The sequence below is a fragment of the Ruegeria sp. BHSC029 genome (genome assembly GCF_059613085.1).
The window spans coordinates 1-25427 of the sequence record NZ_JBXWRU010000003.1 but is presented as its reverse complement, the minus strand read 5'-3'; the positions used below and the strand labels follow the sequence as shown (position 1 = coordinate 25427).

General features: G+C 61.8%; 21 protein-coding genes and 1 tRNA gene. 11 read left to right on the top strand and 11 right to left on the bottom strand.

Annotation, left to right across the window (positions count from 1 at the left end; genetic code table 11):
• Positions 1 to 79 precede the first annotated feature (79 nt).
• From AC2FML_RS07175 to speB, 9 genes are all read left to right on the top strand, one after another.
• Positions 80 to 373: a (2Fe-2S)-binding protein gene (locus AC2FML_RS07175; RefSeq protein WP_170599022.1), complete on the top strand. Its 294-nt coding sequence runs from the start codon at positions 80 to 82 to the stop codon at positions 371 to 373.
• Complete coding sequence (bfr, locus tag AC2FML_RS07170) at positions 321 to 806, top strand: bacterioferritin (protein ID WP_149776400.1); 486 nt, start codon at positions 321 to 323, stop codon at positions 804 to 806. Before AC2FML_RS07175 ends, bfr begins: the two co-directional genes overlap by 53 nt.
• Positions 778 to 2313, top strand: coding sequence for a di-heme oxidoreductase family protein (locus tag AC2FML_RS07165; RefSeq protein WP_496782978.1), 1536 nt, complete (start codon positions 778 to 780; stop codon positions 2311 to 2313). Before bfr ends, AC2FML_RS07165 begins: the two co-directional genes overlap by 29 nt.
• 3 nt (positions 2314 to 2316) lie before the next feature.
• Positions 2317 to 3327, top strand: a complete 1011-nt coding sequence (locus tag AC2FML_RS07160; protein WP_496782576.1) for an imelysin family protein — start codon at positions 2317 to 2319, stop codon at positions 3325 to 3327.
• A 3-nt stretch (positions 3328 to 3330) separates the two neighbouring features.
• Entirely contained in the window at positions 3331 to 4419 is a 1089-nt protein-coding gene (locus AC2FML_RS07155; RefSeq protein WP_496782574.1) for a DUF1513 domain-containing protein, read from the top strand.
• Between the two features lie 99 nt (positions 4420 to 4518).
• Positions 4519 to 6408, top strand: coding sequence for a biosynthetic arginine decarboxylase (gene speA / locus AC2FML_RS07150; RefSeq protein ID WP_170356950.1), 1890 nt, complete (start codon positions 4519 to 4521; stop codon positions 6406 to 6408).
• Between the two features lie 23 nt (positions 6409 to 6431).
• Complete coding sequence (locus AC2FML_RS07145) at positions 6432 to 7643, top strand: saccharopine dehydrogenase family protein (RefSeq protein WP_170356949.1); 1212 nt, start codon at positions 6432 to 6434, stop codon at positions 7641 to 7643.
• Between the two features lie 130 nt (positions 7644 to 7773).
• A complete protein-coding gene (nspC, locus tag AC2FML_RS07140; protein ID WP_496782572.1) occupies positions 7774 to 8943 on the top strand; it encodes a carboxynorspermidine decarboxylase in 1170 nt (389 codons plus the stop codon).
• Positions 8940 to 9782 (top strand): agmatinase, encoded by an 843-nt coding sequence (speB, locus tag AC2FML_RS07135; protein WP_496782571.1) that lies wholly within the window; start codon positions 8940 to 8942, stop codon positions 9780 to 9782. Before nspC ends, speB begins: the two co-directional genes overlap by 4 nt.
• Here the strand turns inward: speB and AC2FML_RS07130 are convergent.
• Positions 9779 to 10369 (bottom strand): HD domain-containing protein, encoded by a 591-nt coding sequence (locus tag AC2FML_RS07130; RefSeq protein WP_170441277.1) that lies wholly within the window; start codon positions 10367 to 10369, stop codon positions 9779 to 9781. The genes speB and AC2FML_RS07130 overlap by 4 nt on opposite strands.
• A 98-nt stretch (positions 10370 to 10467) precedes the next feature.
• On the opposite strand from AC2FML_RS07130, the gene AC2FML_RS07125 reads away from it, so the two are divergent.
• A complete protein-coding gene (locus AC2FML_RS07125) occupies positions 10468 to 11310 on the top strand; it encodes a LysR family transcriptional regulator (protein WP_496782570.1) in 843 nt (280 codons plus the stop codon).
• Positions 11311 to 11312: 2 nt separating this feature from the next.
• Here the strand turns inward: AC2FML_RS07125 and lptF are convergent, their stop codons facing one another.
• The 8 genes from lptF to AC2FML_RS07085 all read right to left on the bottom strand — a co-directional run bounded on the left by lptF (position 11313) and on the right by AC2FML_RS07085 (position 24031).
• Entirely contained in the window at positions 11313 to 12452 is a 1140-nt protein-coding gene (lptF, locus tag AC2FML_RS07120) for an LPS export ABC transporter permease LptF (RefSeq protein WP_170365045.1), read from the bottom strand.
• 51 nt (positions 12453 to 12503) lie between these two features.
• Entirely contained in the window at positions 12504 to 13943 is a 1440-nt protein-coding gene (gene qhpG / locus AC2FML_RS07115; RefSeq protein WP_496782569.1) for a flavin-dependent monooxygenase QhpG, read from the bottom strand.
• Positions 13944 to 13954: 11 nt separating this feature from the next.
• Positions 13955 to 15262, bottom strand: coding sequence for a radical SAM protein (locus AC2FML_RS07110; protein ID WP_496782568.1), 1308 nt, complete (start codon positions 15260 to 15262; stop codon positions 13955 to 13957).
• Positions 15259 to 17016 (bottom strand): ferritin-like domain-containing protein, encoded by a 1758-nt coding sequence (locus AC2FML_RS07105; RefSeq protein WP_480636841.1) that lies wholly within the window; start codon positions 17014 to 17016, stop codon positions 15259 to 15261. Before AC2FML_RS07105 ends, AC2FML_RS07110 begins: the two co-directional genes overlap by 4 nt.
• Positions 17009 to 18709, bottom strand: coding sequence for a hypothetical protein (locus AC2FML_RS07100; RefSeq protein WP_496782566.1), 1701 nt, complete (start codon positions 18707 to 18709; stop codon positions 17009 to 17011). The genes AC2FML_RS07105 and AC2FML_RS07100 overlap by 8 nt, the downstream gene beginning before the upstream one ends.
• Before the next feature lie 44 nt (positions 18710 to 18753).
• A complete protein-coding gene (locus AC2FML_RS07095; RefSeq protein WP_496782565.1) occupies positions 18754 to 20313 on the bottom strand; it encodes an FAD-binding oxidoreductase in 1560 nt (519 codons plus the stop codon).
• A 123-nt stretch (positions 20314 to 20436) separates the two neighbouring features.
• Complete coding sequence (locus AC2FML_RS07090; protein WP_496782563.1) at positions 20437 to 23751, bottom strand: adenylate/guanylate cyclase domain-containing protein; 3315 nt, start codon at positions 23749 to 23751, stop codon at positions 20437 to 20439.
• 204 nt (positions 23752 to 23955) lie between these two features.
• Positions 23956 to 24031, bottom strand: a tRNA-Trp gene (locus tag AC2FML_RS07085).
• Positions 24032 to 24175: 144 nt separating this feature from the next.
• Here AC2FML_RS07085 and AC2FML_RS07080 point away from each other — a divergent pair.
• Positions 24176 to 24880, top strand: a complete 705-nt coding sequence (locus tag AC2FML_RS07080) for a lysophospholipid acyltransferase family protein (protein ID WP_496736682.1) — start codon at positions 24176 to 24178, stop codon at positions 24878 to 24880.
• Here AC2FML_RS07080 and AC2FML_RS07075 read toward each other — a convergent pair whose 3' ends face one another.
• Together AC2FML_RS07075 and AC2FML_RS07070 are read right to left on the bottom strand one after the other, a co-directional pair.
• Entirely contained in the window at positions 24881 to 25144 is a 264-nt protein-coding gene (locus tag AC2FML_RS07075; RefSeq protein WP_170365191.1) for a hypothetical protein, read from the bottom strand.
• Positions 25145 to 25321: 177 nt separating this feature from the next.
• The coding region (locus tag AC2FML_RS07070; RefSeq protein ID WP_143030536.1) for an EF-Tu C-terminal domain-related protein at positions 25322 to 25427 on the bottom strand (106 nt) is incomplete at its 5' end.

Genomic DNA, 25427 nt, shown 5'->3' with positions numbered 1-25427 from the left:
CGACCCTGCGACAAGCTGTGTCTGGACCCGAAGCAAATACCCTACTATTTGACTAGGAATTACGAAAGGCCGAGTCGCCATGATCGTCTGCCACTGCACCAACATCACGGATCACGACATCCGCGCGGCAATCGACTGGATGCGCGCGGCAGATCCTCAAACCATCATCACGCCGGGCAAGATTTACCATGCTTTGGGAAAATCGGCGGATTGTGGCGGGTGTATGCCGCTGTTTCTGGACACGATGCGCGCAACCGATAACCTCGAAGTACCCATGCAACTCCGCGCCCTGCGCGTGGATGATACACAGGAGAGTGCAGATGAAGGGCGACCCCAAAGTCATCGAATACTTAAACAAATCCCTGCGGCATGAATTGACCGCAGTCAGCCAGTACTGGCTGCATTACCGCCTGCAGGAGGACTGGGGCCTGGGCCACATGGCCAAGAAAAGCCGCGAGGAAAGCATCGAAGAGATGCAGCACGCGGACAAGCTGATCGAGCGGATCATCTTCCTCGGCGGCCACCCCAACCTGCAAAAGCTCGACCCGCTGCGCATCGGCCAGACGCCCAAGGAAACCCTGGAATGCGACCTGGCGGCCGAGATCGACGCCCGGGCCCTGTACAAGGAAGCGCGCGAATACTGCCAACAGGCCGGCGACTTCGTGTCGATGGCGCTGTTCGAACAACTGATGGCCGATGAAGAAGGCCATATCGATTTCCTCGAAACCCAGCTCGATCTGTACGAAAGACTCGGCGAAGCAAATTATGCGCAACTCAATGCATCGAAAATGGACGAGGCCGAATAAGACGGGCCTCTTCGTGGTGGCCGTTTTTGCGGCCACCCCTTCCCTGTCTCAGGATCTGCGGGACAGTCATTTGAACCCCCTCCCCCGAACCGACGCTGAACGGGCACGGATCGCCACAGTCACCGCAGCGCCGTCGGATTTCACGCAGCCCCAGCGCTATGAGGACCTGCCGGCAGGCGCCGCGACGGTGCGCGCCCGGACCGACGCAGATGCATTCTCGCAACCCTCGGCCAACCTGAGCTTTGAGCAGGAGCTGGATTTCAAGGTCGGCAACGGGCTGTTCAAGAAGGTCTGGGTGTCGTCTCCGTCCTCGACTCTGGCCTCGGATGGGCTAGGGCCGCTGTTCAACGCCCGGTCGTGCCAACGCTGTCACATCAAGGACGGGCGTGGCCACACCCCGGCCGGACCCGAAGACAACGCCATTTCGATGTTCCTGCGCGTTTCCATCCCCGGAACGCCCGCGGACGCGCCGGAAGAGATCGCGGGGTATCTCGCCACCCTGCCCGAACCCACCTATGGCGGCCAGATGCAGGATTTCGCCCTGCCCGGCCACCAGGCCGAATACCGGCTGGACATCACCTACGAGGAAATCTCGGTGGAACTGTCCGACGGCGAAGCCGTGTCGCTGCGCAAGCCCACCTACAGAGCGGCCGATCTGGGCTATGGGCCGTTGCACCCGGACGCGATGCTCAGCCCACGCGTGGCGCCGCAGATGATCGGTCTGGGCCTGCTCGAGGCGATCCCGGCCGAGGACATCCTGGCCAAGGCCGACCCCGACGACGCCGATGGGGACGGGATCTCGGGGCGGCCCAACATCGTGTGGTCGACGGAATTCGGCGAACCCATGCTGGGCCGGTTCGGGCTGAAGGCGGGCATGCCGACGATCATGGAGCAGTCGGCTGCGGCCTTCGCCGGCGATATCGGCATTTCCAGCCCGCTCTACCCCGCGCCATTTGGCGATTGCACCCCGGCGCAGGCCGATTGCCAGACCGCACCGCATGGTGACGGCGACGAACGCGGCTTTGAGATCGACCAGCAAGGCATGGATCTGGTGGCCTTCTACAGCCGCAACCTGGGCGTTCCCGCCCGGCGCGATGTGGATGACCCGCAGGTTCTGCGCGGGAAAGAGGTGTTCCACACCATTGGCTGCGCGTCCTGTCACACGCCCGCTTTCGTCACCCACCGCCTGCCCGACCGGCCCGAGCACAGTTTCCAGCTGATCTGGCCATACACGGACCTGCTGCTGCACGACATGGGCGAGGGACTGGCCGACAACCGCCCCGAGGCCCGCGCCACGGGCCGCGAATGGCGTACCGCGCCACTGTGGGGCATCGGCCTGACCGAACGGGTCTCGGGGCATACCCAGTTCCTGCATGATGGCCGGGCGCGCTCGCTTCTCGAAGCGGTCCTGTGGCACGGCGGCGAGGCCCAGGCCGCGCGCGATGCAGTCGTTTCCATGCCCAAACCCGACCGCGATGCGTTGATCCGGTTCCTGGAGAGTCTCTGACCCATGCGCCTGATTGCCGTGATCCTTTCCGCATTGATCCCGCTCTGCGCGGTGGCACAAAGCCGCGATGCGATCCTGACCGACGTGACCCAAGCCCATATCCTGCCGCGTTTCGACCACCTTGTCGAAACGACGGCTGCGCTGGATGCCACTGCTCGCGCGGGCTGCGCGCCCGGATCCGTCGACCTGCGCGCGGCCTATCACGTCGCCTTCGACGCCTGGATATCCGCCAGCCACTTGCGGTTCGGCCCGACCGAGGTCGGAGACCGTGCCTTTGCCCTGGCCTTCTGGCCCGACAGCAAAGGGTTCACGCCCAAGGCGCTGTCGGCGATGATCGCAGCTGAAGATCCGGCCATTGCCGACCCCGATGCCTTTGCCGAAACCTCGATCGCCGGGCGCGGTTTCCTCGCGCTCGAGAGGATGCTGTACGACCCGGCCTTTGCCGATCAGGGCAATGCGGCCTATCGCTGCGGGTTGATCCGCGCCATCGCCGCCGACATCCATCGCACCGCCCGGGCCATCGACCGGGACTGGCACGACTATGCCCGCATCATGACCCAACCCGGGCAGGACAGCGCCTATCGGTCCGCCGACGAAGCCCTGCAGGAGCTCTACAAGGCCCTGAACACTGGGCTCGAATTCACAGCCGATACGCGTCTGGGCCGCCCGATGGGTAGTTTCGACCGCCCCCGCCCCAACCGGGCCGAGGCCCGCCGGTCGCTGCGGTCGCTGCGGCACGTCGAACTGTCGCTGGTGGCGCTGCGCGACCTGGCGGCGCGGCTGGCGGCCGATCACCCACAGATTGCCGCCGCACTGGACGATGCCTTTACCCGCAGCATCGCCCGGGCGCAGGCGCTGGATGATCCCGCGCTGGCCGGCGTGGCCGAGCCACAGGGGCGGCTGCGGGTCGAGGCCCTGCGGCAATCGATCAACGACATCCGCAGCCTGGCCGCCGCACAACTAGGCCCGACCCTCGGCATCAATGCCGGGTTCAATTCGCTGGACGGAGACTGACCCATGACCAACCGCCGAGGATTTCTGGCCGGTTTGGCAGCGGCCACTCTTGCCCCCCTGCCGGGCTGGACTGCGGTCGGTTCGCCCGATTTCCTGTCAGCTGCGCTGTTCGACGATGGGTCGTACCGCCTGGTCGGTTTGACCATTTCAGGGGAGGTTCGGTTCTCGGTCCCCCTGCCCGGCCGCGGGCATGCCGCCGCCGCCCATCCCCATCTGGCGCGGGCCGTTGCATTCGCGCGCCGTCCGGGGCGATTTGCGCTTGTGATCGATTGCGCGACCGGGGACCAGCTGACCCGGCTCGAGGCGCCGGCCGGGCGTCATTTCTATGGCCACGGCGCATTTTCGCCCGACGGCCGCCGGTTGTTCACCACCGAAAACGACTATGAGGCTGGCACCGGGGTCATCGGCGTCTGGGACGCGGCCGAGGGCTATGCCCGAATGGGCGAGTTTTCTTCGGCGGGGGTCGGCCCCCATGACGTAGTGTTGATGCCCGACGGCAAATCTCTTGCCATCGCCAACGGCGGCATCGAAACCCACCCGGATACCGGGCGCAGCAAGTTGAACCTGCCGACCATGCGCCCGAACCTGAGCTATGTCAGCCTCGACGGATCGGTTCTGGAGCAGGTCGAGCTGCCCGCGGCGCTGCACAAAAACTCGATCCGGCATCTGGCCGTTCGTGCGGATGGCCTGCTGGCCTTCGCGATGCAGTGGCAGGGCGACCTGTCCCACAAGCCGGCCCTGCTGGGGCTGAATCGGCGGGGTGGCCGTTACCACCTTCTGTCCGCGCCGGATGACATTCAGGCGACGCTGGCCGGCTATGCAGGCAGTGTCGCCTTTTCCGCCGAGGGGCGTCAGGTCGCCATCACCTGCCCACGCGGCAACGCGCTGCACGTCTTTGATGCCGAGGCAGCTCGTTTTGACAGCGCCCATTCGCTCGGCGACGTGTGTGGGTTGGGCCCCGGGCCATCCGGCTTTGTCTTTACCACCGGGCATGGCGATGTGGGGCATCTGGTTGGGTCAAACCCGGCGGTATCGCCCCATCCTCGGGTCCGTTGGGACAACCATCTGGTTCCCATTCGCCCTGCGATCTGAATTGGGCTAACCTCCGATACAGATTACACTTGGAAGAATCGAACGGCTGCCGTATTGGCGGGCGAAATTTCCACGCCTGCAACGCAAGGACTGACTTGATTGAAACAAACGCCCGTCGCACCGCATTCCATCTACGGGGTTGAAAAATGGGGCAAGGGTCTCATCGAGGTGACGGAGGACGGCGAGATCAGTCTGCGCAATCCCATGGCACCCGATGCGGCGGCCATCAGCCTGCCCGGTATTCTGCACGACCTTGATCAGCGCGGGATCAAGGCGCCGATGATCCTGCGCATCAGCTCGTATCTGGAACGCGAAATCGCGCATATCAACGAAAGCTTCCGCGATGCGATTGCGCGTACCGGCTACAAGGGGTCCTATCGCGGCGTGTTCCCGATCAAGGTGAACCAGCAGGCGCAGGTCGTCGACCGGATCGTCGAGTTCGGCAAGCAATACAATTACGGGCTCGAGGCCGGATCGAAGCCCGAGCTGGTAATCGCACTGGCGCACCGTCTGGCCCCCGAGGCGCTGATCGTGTGCAACGGCGTCAAGGACGCGGAGTTCATCGAGCTGGCCATCCTCAGCCGCAAGATCGGGTTCAACACGGTCATCGTTCTGGAAAGCCCGAAAGAGGCCGACACGGTCATCGAGGTCTACAAACGGCTGGGCATCGAGCCGCTGCTGGGCGTGCGGGTGAAACTGACCAACCAGATCAGCGGCAAATGGCAGGAAAGCTCGGGGGATCGGTCGACCTTTGGCATGAACACCGATCAGCTGGTCGCGGTCGTCGACAAGCTGCGCGATGCGGGCCTGCTGCATTGCCTGAAGCTGCAGCATTCGCATCTGGGCAGCCAGGTGCCCGACGTGAACGACGTGCGCCGCGCCGTGGGCGAAGCCTGCCGTTATTACACCGAACTGACCCGCGAGGGCGTGCCGCTGACCCACCTGGATCTGGGCGGCGGCATGGGCGTCGATTACACGGGCGAGAAGAAGGCGACCGAGAACTCGATCAACTACACGGTCGAGGAATACTGCGCCAATGTGGTGGAGACCGTGGCCTATGCCATGGACGAGGCCGAGGTGGACCACCCCACGCTGGTGACCGAGAGCGGCCGCGCGGTGGTGGCGACCTCGTCGATGCTGGTGTTCAACGTGCTTGAAAGCACGCTCTATGACGCGCCCAACGGCCCCGAGGTGGAACCCGACGACCACCACATGGTGTCCGATCTGGCGGCGGTGAACGGGTACCTCAGCCACGATCGGCTGCAGGAATGCTGGAACGACGCCACCTTCTACCGCAACGAGTTGCGCGCCCTGTTCCGCCGTGGCTATGTCGACCTGCGCCAGATGGCCCGGGCCGAGCGCATCTACCTGTCGCTGATGGCGCGGATCAAGGCGCTGGCGGCCTCGGACGAGGTCGAAACCGATGTGGATGACCAGTTGGAAAAGCTGGCGGACATCTATCACTGCAACTTCTCGCTGTTCCAGTCGCTGCCCGATGTCTGGGCGATCGACCAGCTGCACCCGATCGTGCCGCTGCAGATGCTAGACCAGGCCCCCGACCGCCGCGCGGTACTGTCCGACATCACCTGCGACAGCGACGGCAAGATCGACCGGTTCATTCTGGCCGACGGTGTCTCGCCCAGCCTGCCGGTGCATTCCCTGCCCGAAGATCGCGACTATTACATGGGCGTGTTCTTCGTCGGCGCCTATCAGGAAACCCTAGGCGACCTGCACAACCTGTTCGGCGACACCAACGTGGTCACCATCGACCTGCGCGCCGATGGCGGGTTCGACCTGCTGCATGAACAGGAGGGTGACACGATCAGCGAAGTCCTGTCCTATGTCGAGTTCGACCCAAGCGACTGCATCGCTGCCTTCCGCAAGATGGTCGACGAGGCGATCTCGACCGGCACGCTCAAGGCGAATGAACGCAAAACCCTGATGACTGCCTATCGCGACAGCATCAACGGCTATACCTACTACGAATAACCCCGGCGAAAGGAGAATTTCCCATGGGCAAGACACTGGTTGTTGGCGCGGGTGGCGTCAGCCACGCCGCCGTGCACAAGATGGCGATGAATTCCGACATCTTCACCGAGATCACGCTGGCCAGCCGCACCAAGGCGAAATGCGATGCCATCGCCAAATCGGTCAAGGAACGCACCGGCGTCGACATCAAAACTGCCGAGCTTGACGCCTACAAGGTCGCCGACACCGTCAAGCTGATCAAGGACACCGGGGCCGAGCTTCTGGTGAACCTGGCCTTGCCCTATCAGGACCTTGTGCTGATGGATGCCTGCCTCGAGGCCGGGTGCCACTATCTCGACACCGCCAACTATGAGCCCGAGGACGAGGCCAAGTTCGAATACCACTGGCAGTGGGCCTATCAGGACAAGTTCAAGCAGGCCGGCCTGACCGCGATCCTCGGCTCGGGCTTCGATCCCGGCGTGACCAGCGTCTTTGCCAAGTGGCTCAAGAAACACAAGCTGGACTCGATCCGCCAGATCGACGTTCTGGACGCCAATGGCGGCCAGAACGATCAGGAATTCGCCACCAACTTCAACCCCGAGATCAACCTGCGCGAAGTACTGGCCGACGCCCGCCACTGGGAAGGCGGCGAGTGGAAAGTGACGCCAGCCATGACCCACAAGGTCGAGTTCGACTTCCCCGGCATCGGGCCGAAGAACATGTACCTCATGTATCACGAGGAACTGGAGTCACTCTCGACCCACTTCCCCGAGATCGAGCGCGCCCGTTTCTGGATGACCTTCGGCGATGCCTACATCACCCATGCCAAGGTGCTGCAGAATGTCGGCATGACCCGGATCGACCCGGTGGTGCACAACGGGGTCGAGATCATTCCGATCCAGTTCCTGAAGACCTTGCTGCCCGATCCCGGCGATCTGGGCGCCGAAACCAAGGGCAAGGCCTGCATCGGCGACATCGCCACCGGCCAGGCCAGGGACGGCTCGGGCGAAAAGACCTACTACATCTACAACATCTGCGACCACGAGGAATGCTACCGCGAGGTCGGCAGCCAGGCCGTCAGCTACACCACCGGCGTCCCCGCCATGATCGGCGCGGCGCAAGTGCTGAAGGGCAACTGGCGCGAGCCGGGCGTTTGGAACATGGAGCAGCTCGACCCGGATGATTTCATGGACATGCTGAACAAGCATGGCCTGCCTTGGCAGGTCCACGAACTCGACGGCCCGGTCGAGTTCTGAACCCTCGGGGCGGTCCGCGCGACCGCCCTGCTTCATCTGGCCCAAAATATCCCGGGGGGTCGCCATTGGTCCAAGCGACAATGGCGACAAGTCGCACCCCCGGCTTATCCACCAATCGGAGACGCCGGACATGACCCAACTGATGCAGACACAGGCCGGAGACGCCGGTGCCTTCCGCACCTTCGACCTCAATCGCGTTCCTACGCCTTGCTTCGTCGTCGACGAAAAGGCAGTGGAGCGAAACCTTGCGGTTCTGGCCGATATCGGCGAGCGGTCCGGCGCACATATTCTGTCCGCGCTCAAGGCCTTCTCCATGTTCGCTCTGGCCCCGCTGGTGCGCCAGTATATCGGCGGCACCTGCGCCAGCGGCATCTACGAGGCCCGGCTGGGCCGCGAGGAATATGGCGGCGAGGTCGCGACCTTCTGCGCGGGCTACAAGGAAACCGACATCGACGAAATCCTTGCGCTCTCAGATCACATCATCTTCAACAGCCCCGCGCAGAAAGACCGCTTTTTGGCCAAGGCACAGGCCGCCGGGCGGCAGGTCGGGCTGCGCATCAACCCCGAACATTCCGAAGGCGAGGTTGCGAAATACGACCCCTGCGCTCCGTGCTCGCGCCTCGGCACCCCGGTCAGCCAACTAGACGCCAAGGCGCTGGAGGGCGTGGATGGCCTGCACATGCACACGCTCTGCGAACAGGGGTTCGAGCCGCTGGCGCGCACATGGGCGGCGATCGAACCGAAGCTCGCGCCATTCCTGAACAGCCTGAAATGGCTGAATTTCGGCGGCGGCCACCACATCACCCGCAACGACTATGACCGCGACGGGCTGGTGGAGTTTATCAAACACATCCGCGCCAAATACGGCGTCGAGGTCTATCTGGAACCCGGCGAAGCCGTGGCACTGGACGCGGGCATCCTGGTGGGTGAAATACTCGACCTGCCGCACAACGGCATGGATCTGGCGATCACCGACATCTCGGCCACCTGCCACATGCCCGACGTGATCGAGGCCCCCTACCGCCCCGCCCTGATGGACGAAGCCGAAACCGGCCACACCTATCGCCTGGGCGGCCCCTCGTGCCTGGCGGGAGACGTGATCGGCGACTACATTTGGGCCGAGCCGCTGCGGATCGGGCAGCGCTTTGCCTTCCTCGATCAGGCGCATTACTCGATGGTCAAGACCAACACGTTCAACGGCGTGCCCCTGCCCACCATCGCCCTGTGGAACAGCGAAACCGATGACCTGAAGATCATCAGGGAATTCGGCTACGACGACTTCAAAGAGAGGCTTTCATGAGCATTTTCCTCGACAGCGAACTGACCGAGGCCGAACGCAGCGAAGACGCCCGGTTCCGTGTCATCCCGGTGCCGTTGGAACGGACGGTCTCCTACGGTTCGGGTACTGCAGGCGGCCCCGCCGCGATCATCGCAGCCAGCAATGAACTCGAACGCATCACTGGACATTCCGAACCCTGTGTCGATGGCATCTTCACCGAACCTCCGCTGGATTGCACCGGCCCGCTGCCGGACATCATGGAGCGTCTGGCCCAGCGCACCGAGGCCGCCATTCGCGCGGGCAAGGTGCCGGTCACGCTGGGCGGCGAACACTCGCTGAGCTATGGCGCAGTGATGGGGGTGGCGCGAGCATTGGGTGAACCTATCGGCATCGTGCAGATCGACGCCCATGCCGACCTGCGCGACGCCTATCAGGGCGAGAAACACAGCCACGCCTCGGTCATGCATCTGCTGGCCGAGGAAGGCGTCCGTCTGGCGCAATTCGGCGTACGCGCCTTCTCGACCGAGGAAGCCAAAAGCCGTCTGAGGAACCGTGTCTTCCATGTGGATGCCGAAGAATTGGTGACCGGCAACTTCCATGCCGTCGACCTGCCCGAGGACTTTCCCGAACTGGTCTATGTCAGCTTTGACGTCGACGGGCTGGACCCCTCGTTGATGCCCGCAACCGGCACGCCGGTTCCGGGCGGGCTGGGATACTATCAGGCGCTGCATCTGGTCGAGCACGCCCTGAAAGGCCGCCGCTGCGTGGGCTTTGACGTGGTCGAACTGGCCCCGGACGGCAACGCTGCGTGGGAATTCACCACGGCACAGATCGTTTATCGCCTGATGGCCTCCTGCTAGGCGTCTGCGGTTTCGTTCAGCTCCATATGCCCGTCGCCCTTGTTCAACACGCGGCGCAGCATGGGCTCGAAGAACTCCAGTGGCCTGGTCGGATAGTCCGGGTCGAACGCCTTTTGATCGTATTCGTGGCAGAAATAGCGGCAGTCCTCCCAGTAAGGGCTGTCGCGGTATTTGTCCCGCGCGTTGCGGTCCCCACCCAGGTGGTGGTTGTAATAATAACCCTGGAACACACAGTGGTGTTTCAGGATCCAATGGGTGCGTTCGCTGACATAGGGCTTCATCATCGCCGCTGACAGCTCGCCGTGGTTGTAGGGTGACAGGATGTCCCCGGTGTCATGGATCAGAGCAGCCACGACCAGTTCCTCATCCGCGCCATCCTCGTAGGCCCGCGTCGCGGCCTGCAGGCTGTGCTGATACCGGTTGACCGGATAGGGTGTCCATTCCTCGTCCAAGGACCGGATCGCGTCCAGAATCCGGTCGGGCAAAGCCGCGTTGTACGCCTCTTCATATTCCATGACGGCGTCCCAATCGGCCTTGGTGGCCTCTTCGAAACTGGTCCAGGTGGGTTTGTGGCTTTTGTCCAGCATGGCGGGTCCTTTGTCTGCGGGTCACAGCCAGACTAGTCGCGACCAACCAATAGAAAAAATGAATTGATTTTATCACAGCGATCAAAAAATAGTGCCACATGCAGATGCGTGAGCTCGAAACGTTTTTGTGCGTGGCGGAAACCGGTGGTTTTCATGCTGCGGCACGGCGGATGAATGTGACACAGACGGCTGTCAGTGCACGGATTCGCCAGCTTGAGGCCGCCACGGGCAAAACGCTGTTTTCACGTGGTGCCGGCGGTACCAGCCTCACCGACTTCGGGGCACAGTTCAAACCCTATGCCGAACAGATTCTGTCGCTTTGGTCCTTCGCCTCGCAGGACCTGCCGGCCCAAAGTCAGGGTCGTGTGGCCCTTCGCTTGGGCGCTCAGCTCAGCATCTGGGACCCGCTTCTGGTCGATCTGGCCGTCCGGTTCGAGCAGAGGTTTGGCAAACTTCTGTTGACGCTCAACTATGACCACACGCTGAACATGGCCGAGGCCGTTGCTTCGCACGTTCTGGACGTGGCTTTGACACATGAGAGGCCATCGCGGTCCGGGATTTCGTGCCAGGAATTGCCGCCCGAGCACTTGATCCTTGTCGAGACGCCCCATCTGGCTGAGTCCGGTACCGATCCTGTTTTCATCAATCTCGAACTTGGTGAAGGCTATCAGGAGCATGTACGCGGTCTTGCCCGGCTGTCTGCTGGGCAAACCGTGTTTCTGGGCAATTGCATGATGGCACTGCGCTATATCCTGCAACGCGGCGGGCGCGGTTTTTTCCCGCACAGCGTTGTAGCCCCGCACCTTGAGAATGGCGCGCTGCGCATGGTCGAGGAAGCCGCACCGCTAATTCTACCGGTCCACTTGGTCTCGCGCGCAGAGGACGACCACCAAAAACTGTTGGGTGAATTACACCAGTGCCTGTCAGAGCTGCGGGACTGACCTCAGGCCGGGGATGGCGCGGGTGCGGCAGTTCTCACCCGCCGGCGGATGATCGGTCTTCCGGCGAAAGCCAGGAATACGGCCGATATTGCGAACCCGACAACGGCTGGACCATAGAGCAGCGGCCATAGCTTCGCATCCTTGATCACCACCGGAGATACGAACCCACGCACGCCTTCCAACAAGACAAGAATCGTGAATGCCGCGAATATCTGAGGCCAAAGGCCGAACCGGGAAAAACTGCCCAGCATCAGCGTCGAATACCCAACCAGCGCCACGGTGATGCAGATCGCGATCCAGGAAAACCGCTGATGCAGCTCTTCCACCAATTCCCCCAACGGGTAGCCATCCGCCGCGGCGACAGCGTCAAGATCGCCCAACAACTCGATCGTCGGAATCGCCTCAAGACTGCGGCGTCCATTGTCAGTGTTTCGGGACAGCTCTGAAATGTCGTATGATGCATCGTCGAAAAGGGTCGACGACAGCGTCTTGCCTTCCTTGTTCAACCGCAGTGCAACCCCATCCACCATGACCAGATGAACGCCGGATCCGTTGTTCACCAGATAGGCGGACGTGCTGGAGTATGTGGCGGGGTTTTCCTGATCGCGACGGTCGGACACGAACACCTCGTGCAATGTGCCATCCAGATCAATCCGACCGATATAGACGGTCACGCCCCGAGCCGGGTGCATGAACTCCCCCTCGTTGAGCAACTGAGCGGTGATGTCACCTGCCACCTCGGCCTGGCGCAATTCCAGCTGTTCTACGGATGCGGGCCGCAGAATGACGCTGACGATCGCCATCATCAGCCCCGCCACCAGACCAAACAGCAACACCGCCCGGCCCAGCCGCCATGGGCTGGACCCGGTGGCCAGCATCACGGTCAGCTCGCTTTCCCGGCTCAGCCGGTTGGTGGCATAGACTGCGGCGGCAAAGACCGCCATCGGCATGACCGTTCGGACAAGTGTTGGCAGGGTCAGCGCCGTGAACTCCAGAAATACCATAGCCGACTGACCGCCACTGATGACGTGTTCGAACAGGCTGACCGAGCGGGTGATCCAGAACACGCCCACCAGAACAAGCGTGAAAAAGCCGAAAAGAACCAATAGCTGCCGCAGGAAATACCCATCAAAGCGCGACATGTGACCTCTTTCGGCTGTTTTATCCTGGCGGGACATTAGGCCATTCGCCAGTCAAGGGGAACCGCGATTGCGCCCCAGTTCACCGGCCGGCACTAGGATTTTGGTGTGCCACAGCCACCGCAGGACCTGTGCCGCCGAGGTGGGTCCGATGCGGCTCGACCATCGCTGCAGTATATCGGGCACAGAGAGTGGGTCGCGCAGATCGGATATCAACGGCGCCAGTTCGGCCCCAGCCAGCGAGTGGACCGGGCGCGGCAAATTGGGGTGGGTCAGAATCTCAGACTGCAGAACATATGCGTCGCCTTGCACACCGCCCTGTACCAGCTTCGCCTCCGGCGACCGGCGAAGCACCTCGCCGGTGGACAGCTCGGCATTCTGCAGGTCCGCAGGCGGGCGGCGAAGCCAGTCCAGCGGCTGTGCGCGCTGGCTCCAGAACGGCCCAGAGGTGACCTCGTGGTGACGTGCATAGAGTGCCGCCGCCAATTCGGCGTGAGTTTCGACGCGTTCGCGCTGTCGTTCCGAATAGAATCCCAGCGCAATGTTGGTGTCGCCGGGCCGGGTCAGAATCGTGTTTGCAACCACTGCGGCCTGCATGGCCTGCGCCATAGCCAGATGCACCCCTTGCGATGACAGCGCATCGACCGAGAAACTCGCTTCGCCCACACGCAGCAAATCATTGGCGGGCGGGGTCAATTCACATTGGCTGCTGGCATCGCACCGGCGCACCGGGCCCATCCGCGCCTGCTCCAGACAACCGGCCAATAGAGTCGATCGTGCCAGAAGGTTCAGATACAGATCACGCCGGGCTGCCGGCAACAAACCAGTGCAATCCGACGGGTCGACAAAAACGCAAGCGTTGACCGTACCGTCCGGCTGTGCTGCGCCCCAATACCAATGGGCATCACCAGCCTCCACGCGGGCCTGCGTGCCAAAACCCGGTGGGGCTTGCCAATAGGCATAGAGCGCCGTCAATGGCGCTGAGGCCGGGCGGAACCTCCGACCCAGTCCCGCATGCTTACCCGCCGCATCCACCAAAAGGTCGGGGCGCAGCCGGCCTTTTCCCTGCGCAGTCAGGATCGGGACCTCCCAACCGGCGCCAGTGCGCCGTGGTCGATAGGCGCGTGCGGGTTGCAACACACGAACACCCGACTGGCGTGCAGCGTCCAGCAGGATGGCATCGAACCGGCTGCGATCCACCAGAAGGCCCGGATCGTCAACTGGCTCACCCCGCCTTTCAAACGCCCCGCCCCACATAAGGACGGAACCCGACGATTGCAGGAATCCCGCAGCTTTCATGGCATCGCCCACACCCAGAAACCGCAGAATGGGCCAGATGGAGGCAGGCAGTGACTCTCCGATGTGTTGGCGTGGGAAGATGGCGCGTTCCAGCAGACAGACTCGTCGCCCCAGCTGTGCCAGCCGCATCGCCGTCACGGCTCCGGCCGGACCACCGCCGATCACGCAGATCTCGGCTTCAATCTCGGCCGCCATCCGCTGCGCCCTCAGGCCGAACGGCGGGCAGCGTCGCCGAAGAAATCCGGGCGGGCGGCCGACAGCCGGACATAGGCCTGCAGGCAATAATCCAGCCAACCGCGGATATAATCACATGCCTGGCGGCCACGATGAATAACCTCGTGATGGCAACCGCCACCGCACATGTACCGTGCCCAACAGATGTTGCACGGCGATTGGTTGTGCACGTGGCGCTCGGCCAGCCAGGCTTCTCGCCGCGCATCCGGGCCGTCATGGACGTTGCCCATCGCGGCCAAGTCATCCTCGACGAAGCGGTGGCAGGCGAACAGATCGCCATCCGCCGAAACCCCGAAATATCCGCCACCGGCTCCGCAAGCGTAGGGCCGGTGCGTGCCACGGTGGATCTCGTGCATTGCGGCGGCCATGTTCGAGAAGGGAAAGCGGCGGCCCTGCAGCACTGCGTCTTCGAAAACGCGTCCGCAGCGGATCATCTGCGAAAGCATTTCGGCCATGTCCTTGCTGCTCATTTCTTCGCGCCCGGTTGGCGAAGCCAGCATGGGTGAGAACCCGACCGAGTGGAAACCCAAGCCTATGAAATGGCTCAGGGTCTCAGGCAGCTCGATGTTGCGCGGTGTCACAGTGACTCGAGCGCCCACCTGCATGCGGTGCTGTTTGTCCAGCAACGGCAGCACCTTGCGCAGAATGGTGTCGTAGCTGCCGCGCCCACCCTGGTTGGGGCGCAACCGGTCATGTGCCTTGCCAACGCCATCCAGACTGATGGTGACGGCAAAGGCGTGGTCTTCGAAAAACTCAGCGTCTTCCGGGCGTAGCAACGTGCCGTTCGTCGTGATCGAAAAGCCCAGATCCACTTTGTTGCGTTGCGCTTGATCGGCAGCATAAACCGTCGTTTTTCGGATCAGGTCGCGATTGATCAACGGCTCGCCTCCAAGAAAGGCCAGATTGATCCGGGTGCCGGGTTCCGCGTCCATGATCAGCCGATCGACCGAGGCTTTCGCGACCTCCCATTCCATACTGCGGGCAGGACCACCAAAGCTGCCCTGCGAGGCATAGCAATAGGTGCATGCCAAGTTGCATTTCTGTGCGACCGCCAGCGACAAAGACCTGACCGGTATGCGGCGCGGCGGCGCGTCGTCAATGAACGGCACACCATCAAGACCCATCTGCGTCAGAAACTCTCGCTGACTTTCGGCGGCTATACGGGCGAAGTGATCCGCCGTTCCTTCGGGCACATCGAACACGCGCGAGCCATCTACGGCCAGCATGTGCTCGCCCAATGTCGTTTCGAAAAAATGCACCTCGGCAGATGGGTCGGTCATGTCTCGACCTCGGGCCAGAACGGGATACCGATACCCTTTTCCGCCAAGGCTTCACCGGCGACCCGGAAGCTTTTCATCGTGTCGCGCACCTGCTGGATATACTTCTGCGCTTCGGTAAATCGGTTCTGAGCCTCGTTTTGATAGGCCTGTTCGAGCCCATCGGTGATGCGGCGGAACAGATCCAGTGCCTCTTTCGCCTGCGTTTCCGAGCCCACTTGGATCGGGCGCAGATAGGCAGGTGTGCCGCGGCCCGTTTGGTATTTGGCCAGAACGTCCTTCATCTGGCGGAACCGCAGAAAATGCTCGTCGCCGTCGGTGTCGATCCGCACGGCCAAAGCATACAGACGCCGATCGGTGAACGCCTTGTGTTCCAGTGTCGCCACGCACTGGGCATAAGCACGGTCGATGAACCCGTCGGGGCGTTCGATCTCGATGAAGTCGTCGATGGCCTCAGGCGTCAAAGGGCGCAACGACCGTGGGATGATCCGCTTGGGTCCGATGGGCAGGGCAAGCGCGGGCGTCAGCACCGGTTCGTAATCCTTGCCCTGCAACGACCACAGCAACTGGTTTGCCCAGCGCATGTGGGTCATCTCGCCGATCGCCACCTCAAGCAGGGCGCGCCGAGCAAAGATCAGATCATCCTTCAGCGTTGGCCAGCGCTCGGAATCGACGGTTTCGGGATTGGCCAGCGAGAAATAGGCATAGAGGTACTGCAGGCTGAGCGTCATCTCCATCGGCGCCAGACGGGTCTGCAGGTCTTTGACCATCGCAGCAACGCTTTCATACGGTTCGACACCGGGCAGGTCCGTGTCGGCCTCGTAGACTTCGCCGGTCTCGCGTCCCTCGATGACGATCGGCAGGTCGCTCCACATCTGGTTGACCTCGTAATGGTCGATCTGAAACGGGCGGTTCTGTTCGACGGTATTCAACGCCGCCACATTGCCCGAGGGCGATTTGTCCGAACGCAGCCAATCCAGATAGGTTTCGGCCACAACCGGATCGTCGGGCGCACCAGTCGGCAGGCGGGTGTCATGCGGTACTTCGGCAGTGACCACATCCGGGTGGTTTGATGGCCAGTAGTGGCAGCCGCAATCCCGAAAGTCATGCGACCAGGGATTGCACAGGCTTTGGGTCAGCTCTCCGGGGTCGTAGGCCGTATCGAACACGCCGGCTTCGGTGCGGTACTGCCGGCGGTATCCATGCAGGACGACCGGCGGTGCGTCGACGACACCGTCGTGATTGCGCCGCTCCAGTGCGATGGTCACCGGATGGTCGTCGCCGCATTCAAGGCTGCGGATGAACCGCCAGACCAGCATGCCGTCGTAGGGTTTGCCCTTGTCGTCGCGGAACGAGATACGTCGACCGCCTTGTTCGACCCAGGCCAGAAACCACCGGCCGCTGGACAGCTCGGCGCCGATTTCGCCACGATAGGCGTCCAGCAAATCCTGCACCCAAGGTGTCGAACTGTCATCGGGCAACATCGGGTCATAGAAATAGTCGACATAGACCAGATGAAACCCTTGCGCGTTTTCGGGTGCTTCCGGAACCGGGTTCAGCGGGACACGTACGGCATTGAAAACCAATCCCGGAAAGAACCGGCGATCAAGGTCGCGTACGTCCATTTCCAGCCCCGGGAAACAATTTCCGACCGACCCGTCCAGCCGGGTGTTGTCAGGGTTTCCGGGCACCTTGTAGGCCGCACGGGCCGTCAGGTTGCGGGGTTTGATGCGGATCGGCGCTGGTTTGTCAGACATCCCGAGGCTCTCCTACCGGTTCGGTTTCGGGCGCGGGCGGGTGCGCCTCGAGGTAATCGATGAAAGACATCACCAGATGGTACTGCCGCCGTGACAACGAGAGCGGAAAATAGTTTGAATCCCGCATGTAGGGCGGCATGCGAGCGTCGTGCATCATGTCGCGCACGATCCGCGGGTCGCGGAAGGCGGGATCGGGTGTCTGGTCAGGGTTCGGGTCCTCTTCGAACTGGGCCAGAACGCCAAAGGGTGGGCGCATCAATCGCCGAACGAAATCAGGCCTGCGGCGCAGAAAATCCAAAAGGTTTTCCTCATCGATCAACTGCTCGTGCACAAACTTGGTGGCGACCGTATAGGGCAGCTGTTCATTCGGGACCGAGTTCGAAAAGACCGAAATCGGCTGTGGGCGGATCAACTCGTCGATCTTGTCGGGCGGCACCGCGTCCTTTTCCGTCATCGATGCAGCATCGGTGGACGGCAGGCCCGGTGTAGGTGCGATATTGGTCTGCGCCTGAAGAGAGGCATTGTCCTTGAGGCCCTGTGCCCGGATGTCATCCAGATTGATCAGGCTGTTGGTCTCGAACGCCCTTCGGAAGATGTCGACCACTTCGGTTTTTGCATCAACGTAGTTTTCGGCGGTGACCGAGATCAACGACATGTCGCGATCCGCCAGATCGTCTTCGAGGCTGTAGAAAGGCCGGCAATCCGGTGCGAAATCCGGCGGTCCGGTGAAGATGCGCGCCCGGGCGACCAAACGCTGACCGCGAACAGCCAGCGTGGCCTCGATCGTTCCATCACACGTGTCGTCAACCACCCCCCAGGACTGATCATTGCCGACCCGTGCACCATCATAACTGTCATGCGGTTCGGGATCGTCAGACAACCCCGACATCATGATCCACTTCGACCACGGCGTGTCCGGGTTCAGGATGCGGTTCTGCGCCGGCACGATCTCATGAATCCGGCCATATTCCGATTTGGGCGGGTCATTCTTGTATCCCGGAACAGCAAGGGTTGCAGGGCCGAAGGCGGCGTCGGGCGGGCCGTATACCTCGCCCTTGGGCGGAGTGAACCGCAAACGTAGAAGACTGCGGTCCACCATCTCGCCGGGCACCGGCTCGTCCGTCCCTTGGACCGGGCGGACAACCCGCACCGAGCCCAGCGGGATCGGGTTGTGTTCATAGACCAGCGGTTGCTGTTCCGACGTGTGCGGACTGAAGGCCACCAAGGGTTTGGGAGTAAAATCCTCGGCCGCGATCTCGACCCGTGTACGAAACCCGCAGGCTGCATCTCCGGTGCGGCGGGCGGCTTTCTGATTACCTACAGCGACCGTGTAGCGGATGTTCTTCAGCGACAGCCCCTGCCCTTCAAGAAGGTTCAGAGTCACAGGAGTTTCATAGGCTTCGCCGGTTTCAGCATCGAACATTCGCGCCCACAGTTCAAAGAACGGCGCGACCGGGCGCAGGGCGCCGGTGCCTTCATCCCGAAATCGAATCTTCCGCGGGTCCGGCAGGTAGGCCGAGACACTCCCATCCTCGTTTTCCCGCAAAGTCACGTTCGAGCGTATGACCGTCTTGTTGTTGCCATGCGCGTCCAGATCCTGCTGCCATTCGTAGCTTTCCAGCGGGGTCTCGCCCGGGCCAAGCCTGGCAACGGCCATCGGCGGCAGAAAGAAGATTTCCTGTATCGTGTCCATGCCGGGCGCTCTCCAGTTTGGCCATGCCGGTCCGCAACCCGTTTTCAGGGGTACGAATAGCTTTGATAGGTAATCGTCGGGTCCGAGAAGAACGGAGTCGACTTGTCCCGAATGATGTCCGGCGGAGCGTCGTCCGGAACCGGAGAAATACTCTGCTGGTAGTGAAAGAAGTTCTGTGGGTCGAATTTCCGCTTCACGAACAGAAGTGAGTTGAAGTTCTCGCCCCAATAGAGCCAACGATAGTTCAACTGAGTGCGCCGCGGATAATTCTGATAACAGCGATCGATGAAGAAGCCCTCGTCCGTCATCATCTGCATGAACCCATCCAGCCATGGGACCACGACGTCTTTCTCATCCTCGGACAACCAGAACACGTCAACGTAGAAATTCATCGACACGTCGCGGTGAATGAAGGCGTTTCCCTGTTTGCCAACCGGCATTCGGTTGATCGCCCCGCCATACGGCTCGATTGCCACGGCCCCGTAGTCGTTTGGCGTGCTGTCCAGATAATCGACGACCCTTTGCCATTCATCTTGCGACAGTTGGCGGGCGATGTACCCGCCCTGCTTGTCTTCGCGGGCTTGATCCGGGACCACCGGGATGTCGTATTTCTCGTCATACAGCCAGGAATTGATCTGCTGGTAGGTCCCTGTCTTGCTGTTTTCCATGTGGCCGCCAATGGGTTCGTCCAACAGCGGCTGAATGACCCGGCGCCCTTCGTCTTCGGGCCCGTGATATAGGGCCGAGACCAAGAGAACCTTCTGGTCTCCTTGATAAGCCAGAAAGATGTAGGCCCCAAATTTGTCCGAGAGACCGTCCTTCATGTAGTTGGCCTGCAGAAACTGCAAAGCCTTGGCAGCCCTGTCCAGCGGCCATTTGATATGAACGCCCCAAACTTCGTACAGGTTGTGCAGCTTGAACCGGATTTCCAGAAGCACCCCTAAGTTGTTGCCGGTGCCTCCCCGGATCGCCCAGAAAAGATCGGGGTTGGTCGTGTCATCCGCGATTACGATACTGCCATCCCACAGCATCACCGTCACGCCCAGGACATTATCGCAGGCCATTCCGAACAGGCGCGACGTGAACCCGTATCCTCCGCCCATCATGAATCCGGCCACGCAGACATCCTGACACGCGCCACCCGGCACGTGCAGATGATAGGAATCCAGCACCGAGTTCAGGACCTTGAACGGGGTACCGGGGCCGACATAGGCCATCGGGGTATCTGGATCGACCGTCACGTAACACATCCTGCTGGTATCCAGCACCATCGCATTGTTGACCGAGTACCCGGCCGTACTGTGCCGGCCCGATCGGCTGACCACCCACAGATCATGGGCCCGCGCGAAGGCCAGACTGGCCCGCACGTCCTGAATGGTTTCGCAATAGACAATGATTTCCGGGTAGTCCTGAAAGGCCGGGTTCCAAAGCTGACGATCCGTGTTGTAGTTCGGATCCGTCGGCAAAACGACCGATCCAACGAGGCCTTTTTCAAACTCCCGTATCTGCTCGGGCGTAATCGGATGATAGCGCTGCAGCGACAGGTCCGTTCGGCTGGAGGCGACCCGATCCTTGGCCAGAATGGTCTTGCTAATCTTGCGCATGATGGACGCTCCCTTGGCATAACATGCAGAACGCGCAGGGAGAAAACACTGCGCGCACGTATTACGGTCTTTCCATCAACCCATTTCTGCCCGTCCCAAGCTGGCAGAAAGCTTCCGTGCCGGTCAAGAGATCGTTTCAAGCAATGCCCGGGCTTCGAGCAATTCAGGGATGTCGGCCTTTGGGTCGAAACGATCCAGGGCATCGGACAGCAATGGCCCCGGCCGCCCCCCGGTTTTGGATACGCAGCGCGTCAGCTCAACGGCCGCGCGCAATTCGAACAGGCTGGCCCCGCATTTGCGCGCCTCGGACACCGCCTGTTTGAGCATCGGTTCGGGATCTTTCCGCTCATGATCGTCAAGCAACGAGCGGACCCTGAAAACCTCGGCATCGGCCCAGCCTTCGTCGGTGTCTTTGCGCCAAAGTTCGGCCTGCGTCAGCGCCTGCTTGGCGGCCTTGAGCCCACCGGCACGCACCAGAAGTTCCGCGATCAGCGACAGAAAGAAGCTTTTGTAGTTTCCGGCGCCACTGGACCACCAGTCATCCGACGCCTGCCGTAGGGCCGCGATGTGCTCGGCGTCCGGGGTCCGGTGCGCCCGCGCCCAACTGAGCCACATGCGGGCCGTGATCGACATGAAGGCCAACCTGTGCTCGCGAGAAATCTCCTCCAGCGGTGCGACGGTCGCGATCAGGGCATCGATATCGCGGTGCAACAGATGGACCATGCACGTATAGGTCAGGACCTGGGCCACGCTGTGCGCGTGTTGCAACTCATTGGCCCAGTCCAGAGCCTGCGCCTGAACCTTCTGCGCACGGGCAGGCTCACCCATCAGGCTGTAACAGACCCCCAGAAAACCGGCTGTGATGGCCGCATGGTCAGTGCCATAGACATAGGCCAGCTTCCCGTGTGTTTTGAAATCGTAAAGGGTCCAGGCCTGCTCAAGGTGCGCTCTGGCATCGGTCAGATTGCCGATGTGCAGTTGCACGGCCCCCATGGCGCGGTGCCCTACCATCCGGTGCTCGGTCCGGCCGCTGACTTCGGCCAGGTCCAGGATCTGGTCCGCCACCTCACCGGCCAGGCGGTACTCGGCCCGCACAAGGTGAAACGCATAAAGCCCATTGAGAACCGGGAACAGGCGTTCCGTCTCGCGGGCCCGACGGCACAGCTCGCGCAGCCGGCCATAAGCTTCGCCTGTCGCTTCGCCCGCAATCCCGTCAGTCGAGCGCAGTACACCCGCCCGAAGCACTTGCAGATCAATCTCGCGCAAGTCGCGGTCGTGGCTTTTCGGCAGCTCTGACACAAGACCAAGCGCTTTGGACAAATGGGTCAGTGCTTCGGACAGAGCCGACCGCTCGATCGCTCTCTGACCGGCGTTTTGCCAATGAGTAACGGCCTCTTCGGGTCGGTTTGCCAGCGTATAGTGCTGGGCCAGAACTTCGGGCTGGGTCTGTGCAAGATAGGGTTGCTGGTCCAGCAATACACCTGCGGCCTGGTCGTGCAAGACCTGCCGCTCGGACCGCAGAAGGCTGTCATAGGCCATGTCCCGGATCAGAGCATGGCGAAACAGGTATTCGTCCTCGGCCCCGTCCGGTGGCCGCTGGATGATGCCCGCCATGGCCAATTGTTCCAGGCTGGCCTGCATCGAGGCTGCCGGCAGCATTGAGACCGCCGCAACCAGAGCCACCGAAAAGCGTCGCCCGAACACCGCACCGGTCTGCGCCACGTCCTTTGCCATACCCAGGCGGTCGAGACGCTCCATCAGCGAATCCTTGAGCGTGCTGGGCACCGACAGCGACGGCAGCGGACCACGCAGGACATAGCCATCCTCGGTCAGCCGCAACTGGCCGGATTCCAGAAGGCCGCGCGTCACCTCCTGTACAAAGAGCGGGATCCCGTCGGTCTTGGCGGCAATCAGGTCGCAGACCGGTCCCGGCAAAGATTTGCCCCCCGCAACATCCGTGACGATTTCCGCCACCTCGGCATTCGACAATCGGGTCAGGGGGATGTGCAACGTGTTGTGGTGGTGCCCCCAGCTAGGGTCGAATCCCTGCCGGGCCGTAACTACGATCAGAACCGGCAGGTCACGAATCCGCCCGATGACCCTATCCGTCAGCGAAAGCGTGGTCGGGTCCACCCAATGCGCATCTTCGAACAGCAACAGAACGGGTTTGCTTCGCGCCATCGACACCAATTGCTGCGTGACAGCTTCCAGCGTCTTTTCAAGCTTGACCTGCGGCGGCAAGTCCAAGGGTCCTAGTGCATCATCGGCATCGATGCTCAATAGATCCGCAATCAGGCGCTGCTGTTCGGACGTCAGATACCGCAGCAGCGGCAGAAGCTTGTCCAGCTTTTGGGCGTCCGTATCCGCCGGCGCGAACCCGGCGGAACGTTCCAGTTGCTGCACGATCGGATACAGAGCACTGCTTGAGTGCAGCGGCGAGCATTGAAAATTCAGACGCAGAATGTCCTGACCCTGCAACTCGTGCGCCAACCCTTCGATCAGCCGCGACTTTCCGATCCCCGCCTCACCCGAGATCAGAACGGATTGACCCGCCCCGTGACTGGCTTCGTTCCACTTGTCACACAGCTTGCGAAACTCGGAGCCGCGCCCGATCAGGCGGCCGGAACCCGCTTCGGGATTGATCTCGAACCGCCGTTCGATCCGTGCGGTACCCTCGACGGTCCAGGCCTGAATCTCGTCCGCAAACCCCTTCAGAACATGCCTTCCGGCATCCTTCAGTCGAAAAGCGCCCCCGATCAGGCGGCGCGTCGAGGGGCTGATGATCAGCGAATTTGGTTCGGCCAGCCCCTGCAGGCGGGCGGCCAGATTCGGCGTCCGCCCCATGACCACGTCGTTTTCCCGCAACCCGTCCCCATAGATGGTGCCGACCACCACAAGTCCCGTGGCGATTCCGATCCGCGCCTGCAGCTCTTCCTTTCGGTCGATCGCGGGCAGTTCGTCCAAAATCTGCAACCCGGCCTCGATCGCGCGCGAGGCCGCATCCTCCTGCGCGTGCGGATAGCCGAAATAGATCATCGCACCATCCCCCATGAAACAGGCGATGTGACCACCGAATTTCGAAACGGCGGTTGTGCAAGTCTCTTTGAATCGCCGCACCAGCTCGCCCAGGTCTTCCGGATCCAGGCGCTCGGACATTGCCGTTGAGCCGACGAGGTCGACGAACATGACCGTCAATTGCCGGCGTTCGGCCACGATTTTCCCCTGTCGGCGGGTGTGCACGGCGTCACCGGCCGTGTCCTGGGCAAAACGCGCGGTTGCGGCAAGCAGGCGACGTCTGGGCCCTAGCGGCAGCCCGAGATCGATCAGATCATGCTCGGACAGATGAACGAGGTCGGACAAGGCCACTTCTGCCGCAGCGAAGGCGGGGGCGTATTTGGACAGCCCCAACTTCTCCAGAAAAGCGGCGATATCCGTCATTTCTCCCCCAACGGCCTGTCCAACGCCGGTTTGTTTTGGCTCGGTCCACCCCGCGCAGATCGCGCGTCGCAAACCGTGGCCCGTTCACTATCCAACTGACTGAACAGCCTTTTCGTTCTTTACCCGCACGTCAAGAGGTTTGGCGAACCAAACCGACACAGCACGGTTGACCTTGGAGGCAGAATTGTTGAATCGCTTGGAGAATGGCAGGGGCAGCAGGGTTCGAACCCGCGACCTACGGTTTTGGAGACCGTCGCTCTACCAACTGAGCTATACCCCTGTGGTGCGCCATCAGATATGCCAGAGGCGCGACGGACTCAAGAGGCTTTTTCAGTTTCTCGGGCACATATGCAATCGACAAAGAAGTTGCGTGCGTCGTGCAGTTCTATAAGACAAGGTTCGGCCCACCGAGAGGAAATAACCCTTGAGCCTTCGCAAGAAGATTGCTGACAGCGAGACAACCCTGAACTGGGCCGCGCGCCGCATCGCCAGCTATATCAGGATGGTCCATCGCAACACCAAATGGCAGCGGATCGGCTATGATGAGTTGGACAAGCTCGCGGAACAGGGCGAGCCGGTCATCGTCGTGCTTTGGCACCAGCGGCTGGCCCAGTCGCCCTATTTCTTTCCGCTGGAAAAGGGGCGCATTTGCTCGATCACATCAGCCGCGCGCGCCGGCAGCATGGTGGGCCGGGTGCAGAAGCTCTTCGGCATGGACACCATCGCCATGTCCAGCCACAAGCGTCACGTGGCCCTGTCGCGTGAAGTGCTGGGCAAGATGAAACAGGGGATCTCGATCGGCATAGCTGCCGACGGTCCACGCGGCCCGGAACGGGTGTGCTCGACCGTCCCGCTGGTCTGGGCGCGCAGCTCGGGAAAACGCGTTTTTGGCATCACCTATTCGGCCCGCCATGGCCGTGAGGCGGGCACCTGGGACCGGCTGCTGCTGCCGCGCCCCTGGCGCAACGAAGGCGTCTTCCTTTGCCGCGAATGGACTGAGACCGTACCCCGCAAGGCGTCGGAAGAGCAGATCGAGCAACTGCGTCACAGCCTCGAGAAGCACATGAATGACATCACCGCCGAGGCGGATCGTATGGTCGGTCGCGCCCCGTGGGAACCAAAGCTCTGATCAGCCCGCCTGCTTTCCGCCAAAGTCACGGCGAAGGGCACCGGTTTGCTTGCCCCCAAGCCTTCTGCGTTCCCGAAAAAAATCGCTGACGGTGCAGTCGACTTCGTGATCATCATCGCTGAGAATGGCGTCGCGCATGTCTTCCAGGTCCTTGTTGTGAAGGATTTGCGCCCCGTAATTCAGAAACTCAAAGCCAAACATCGCGTCCTCCTGCTGTTCGGGCATTCTGCCGAGCGTGCACAGGTCGCTTTCGGCGTTGCACATCAGGTAGACATTCAGCTTCTAGAGCAGATGGGCGGAAGGTTAAGATTTCTCAAGCCGAGGGTCGGGGGCACTACCAAATCGAAAACACTGGCAGACTTGGAACCGTCTGATCGGCTTCCCAACAAGAAAAAGGGCGCCCCAAGGGACGCCCTTTCCATCAGTATGCGCTGATGCGCCTTACTCGATGATTTTGGACACGACGCCTGCGCCGACGGTGCGGCCGCCTTCGCGGATGGCGAAGCGCAGACCGTTTTCCATGGCGATCGGGGCGATCAGCTCAACG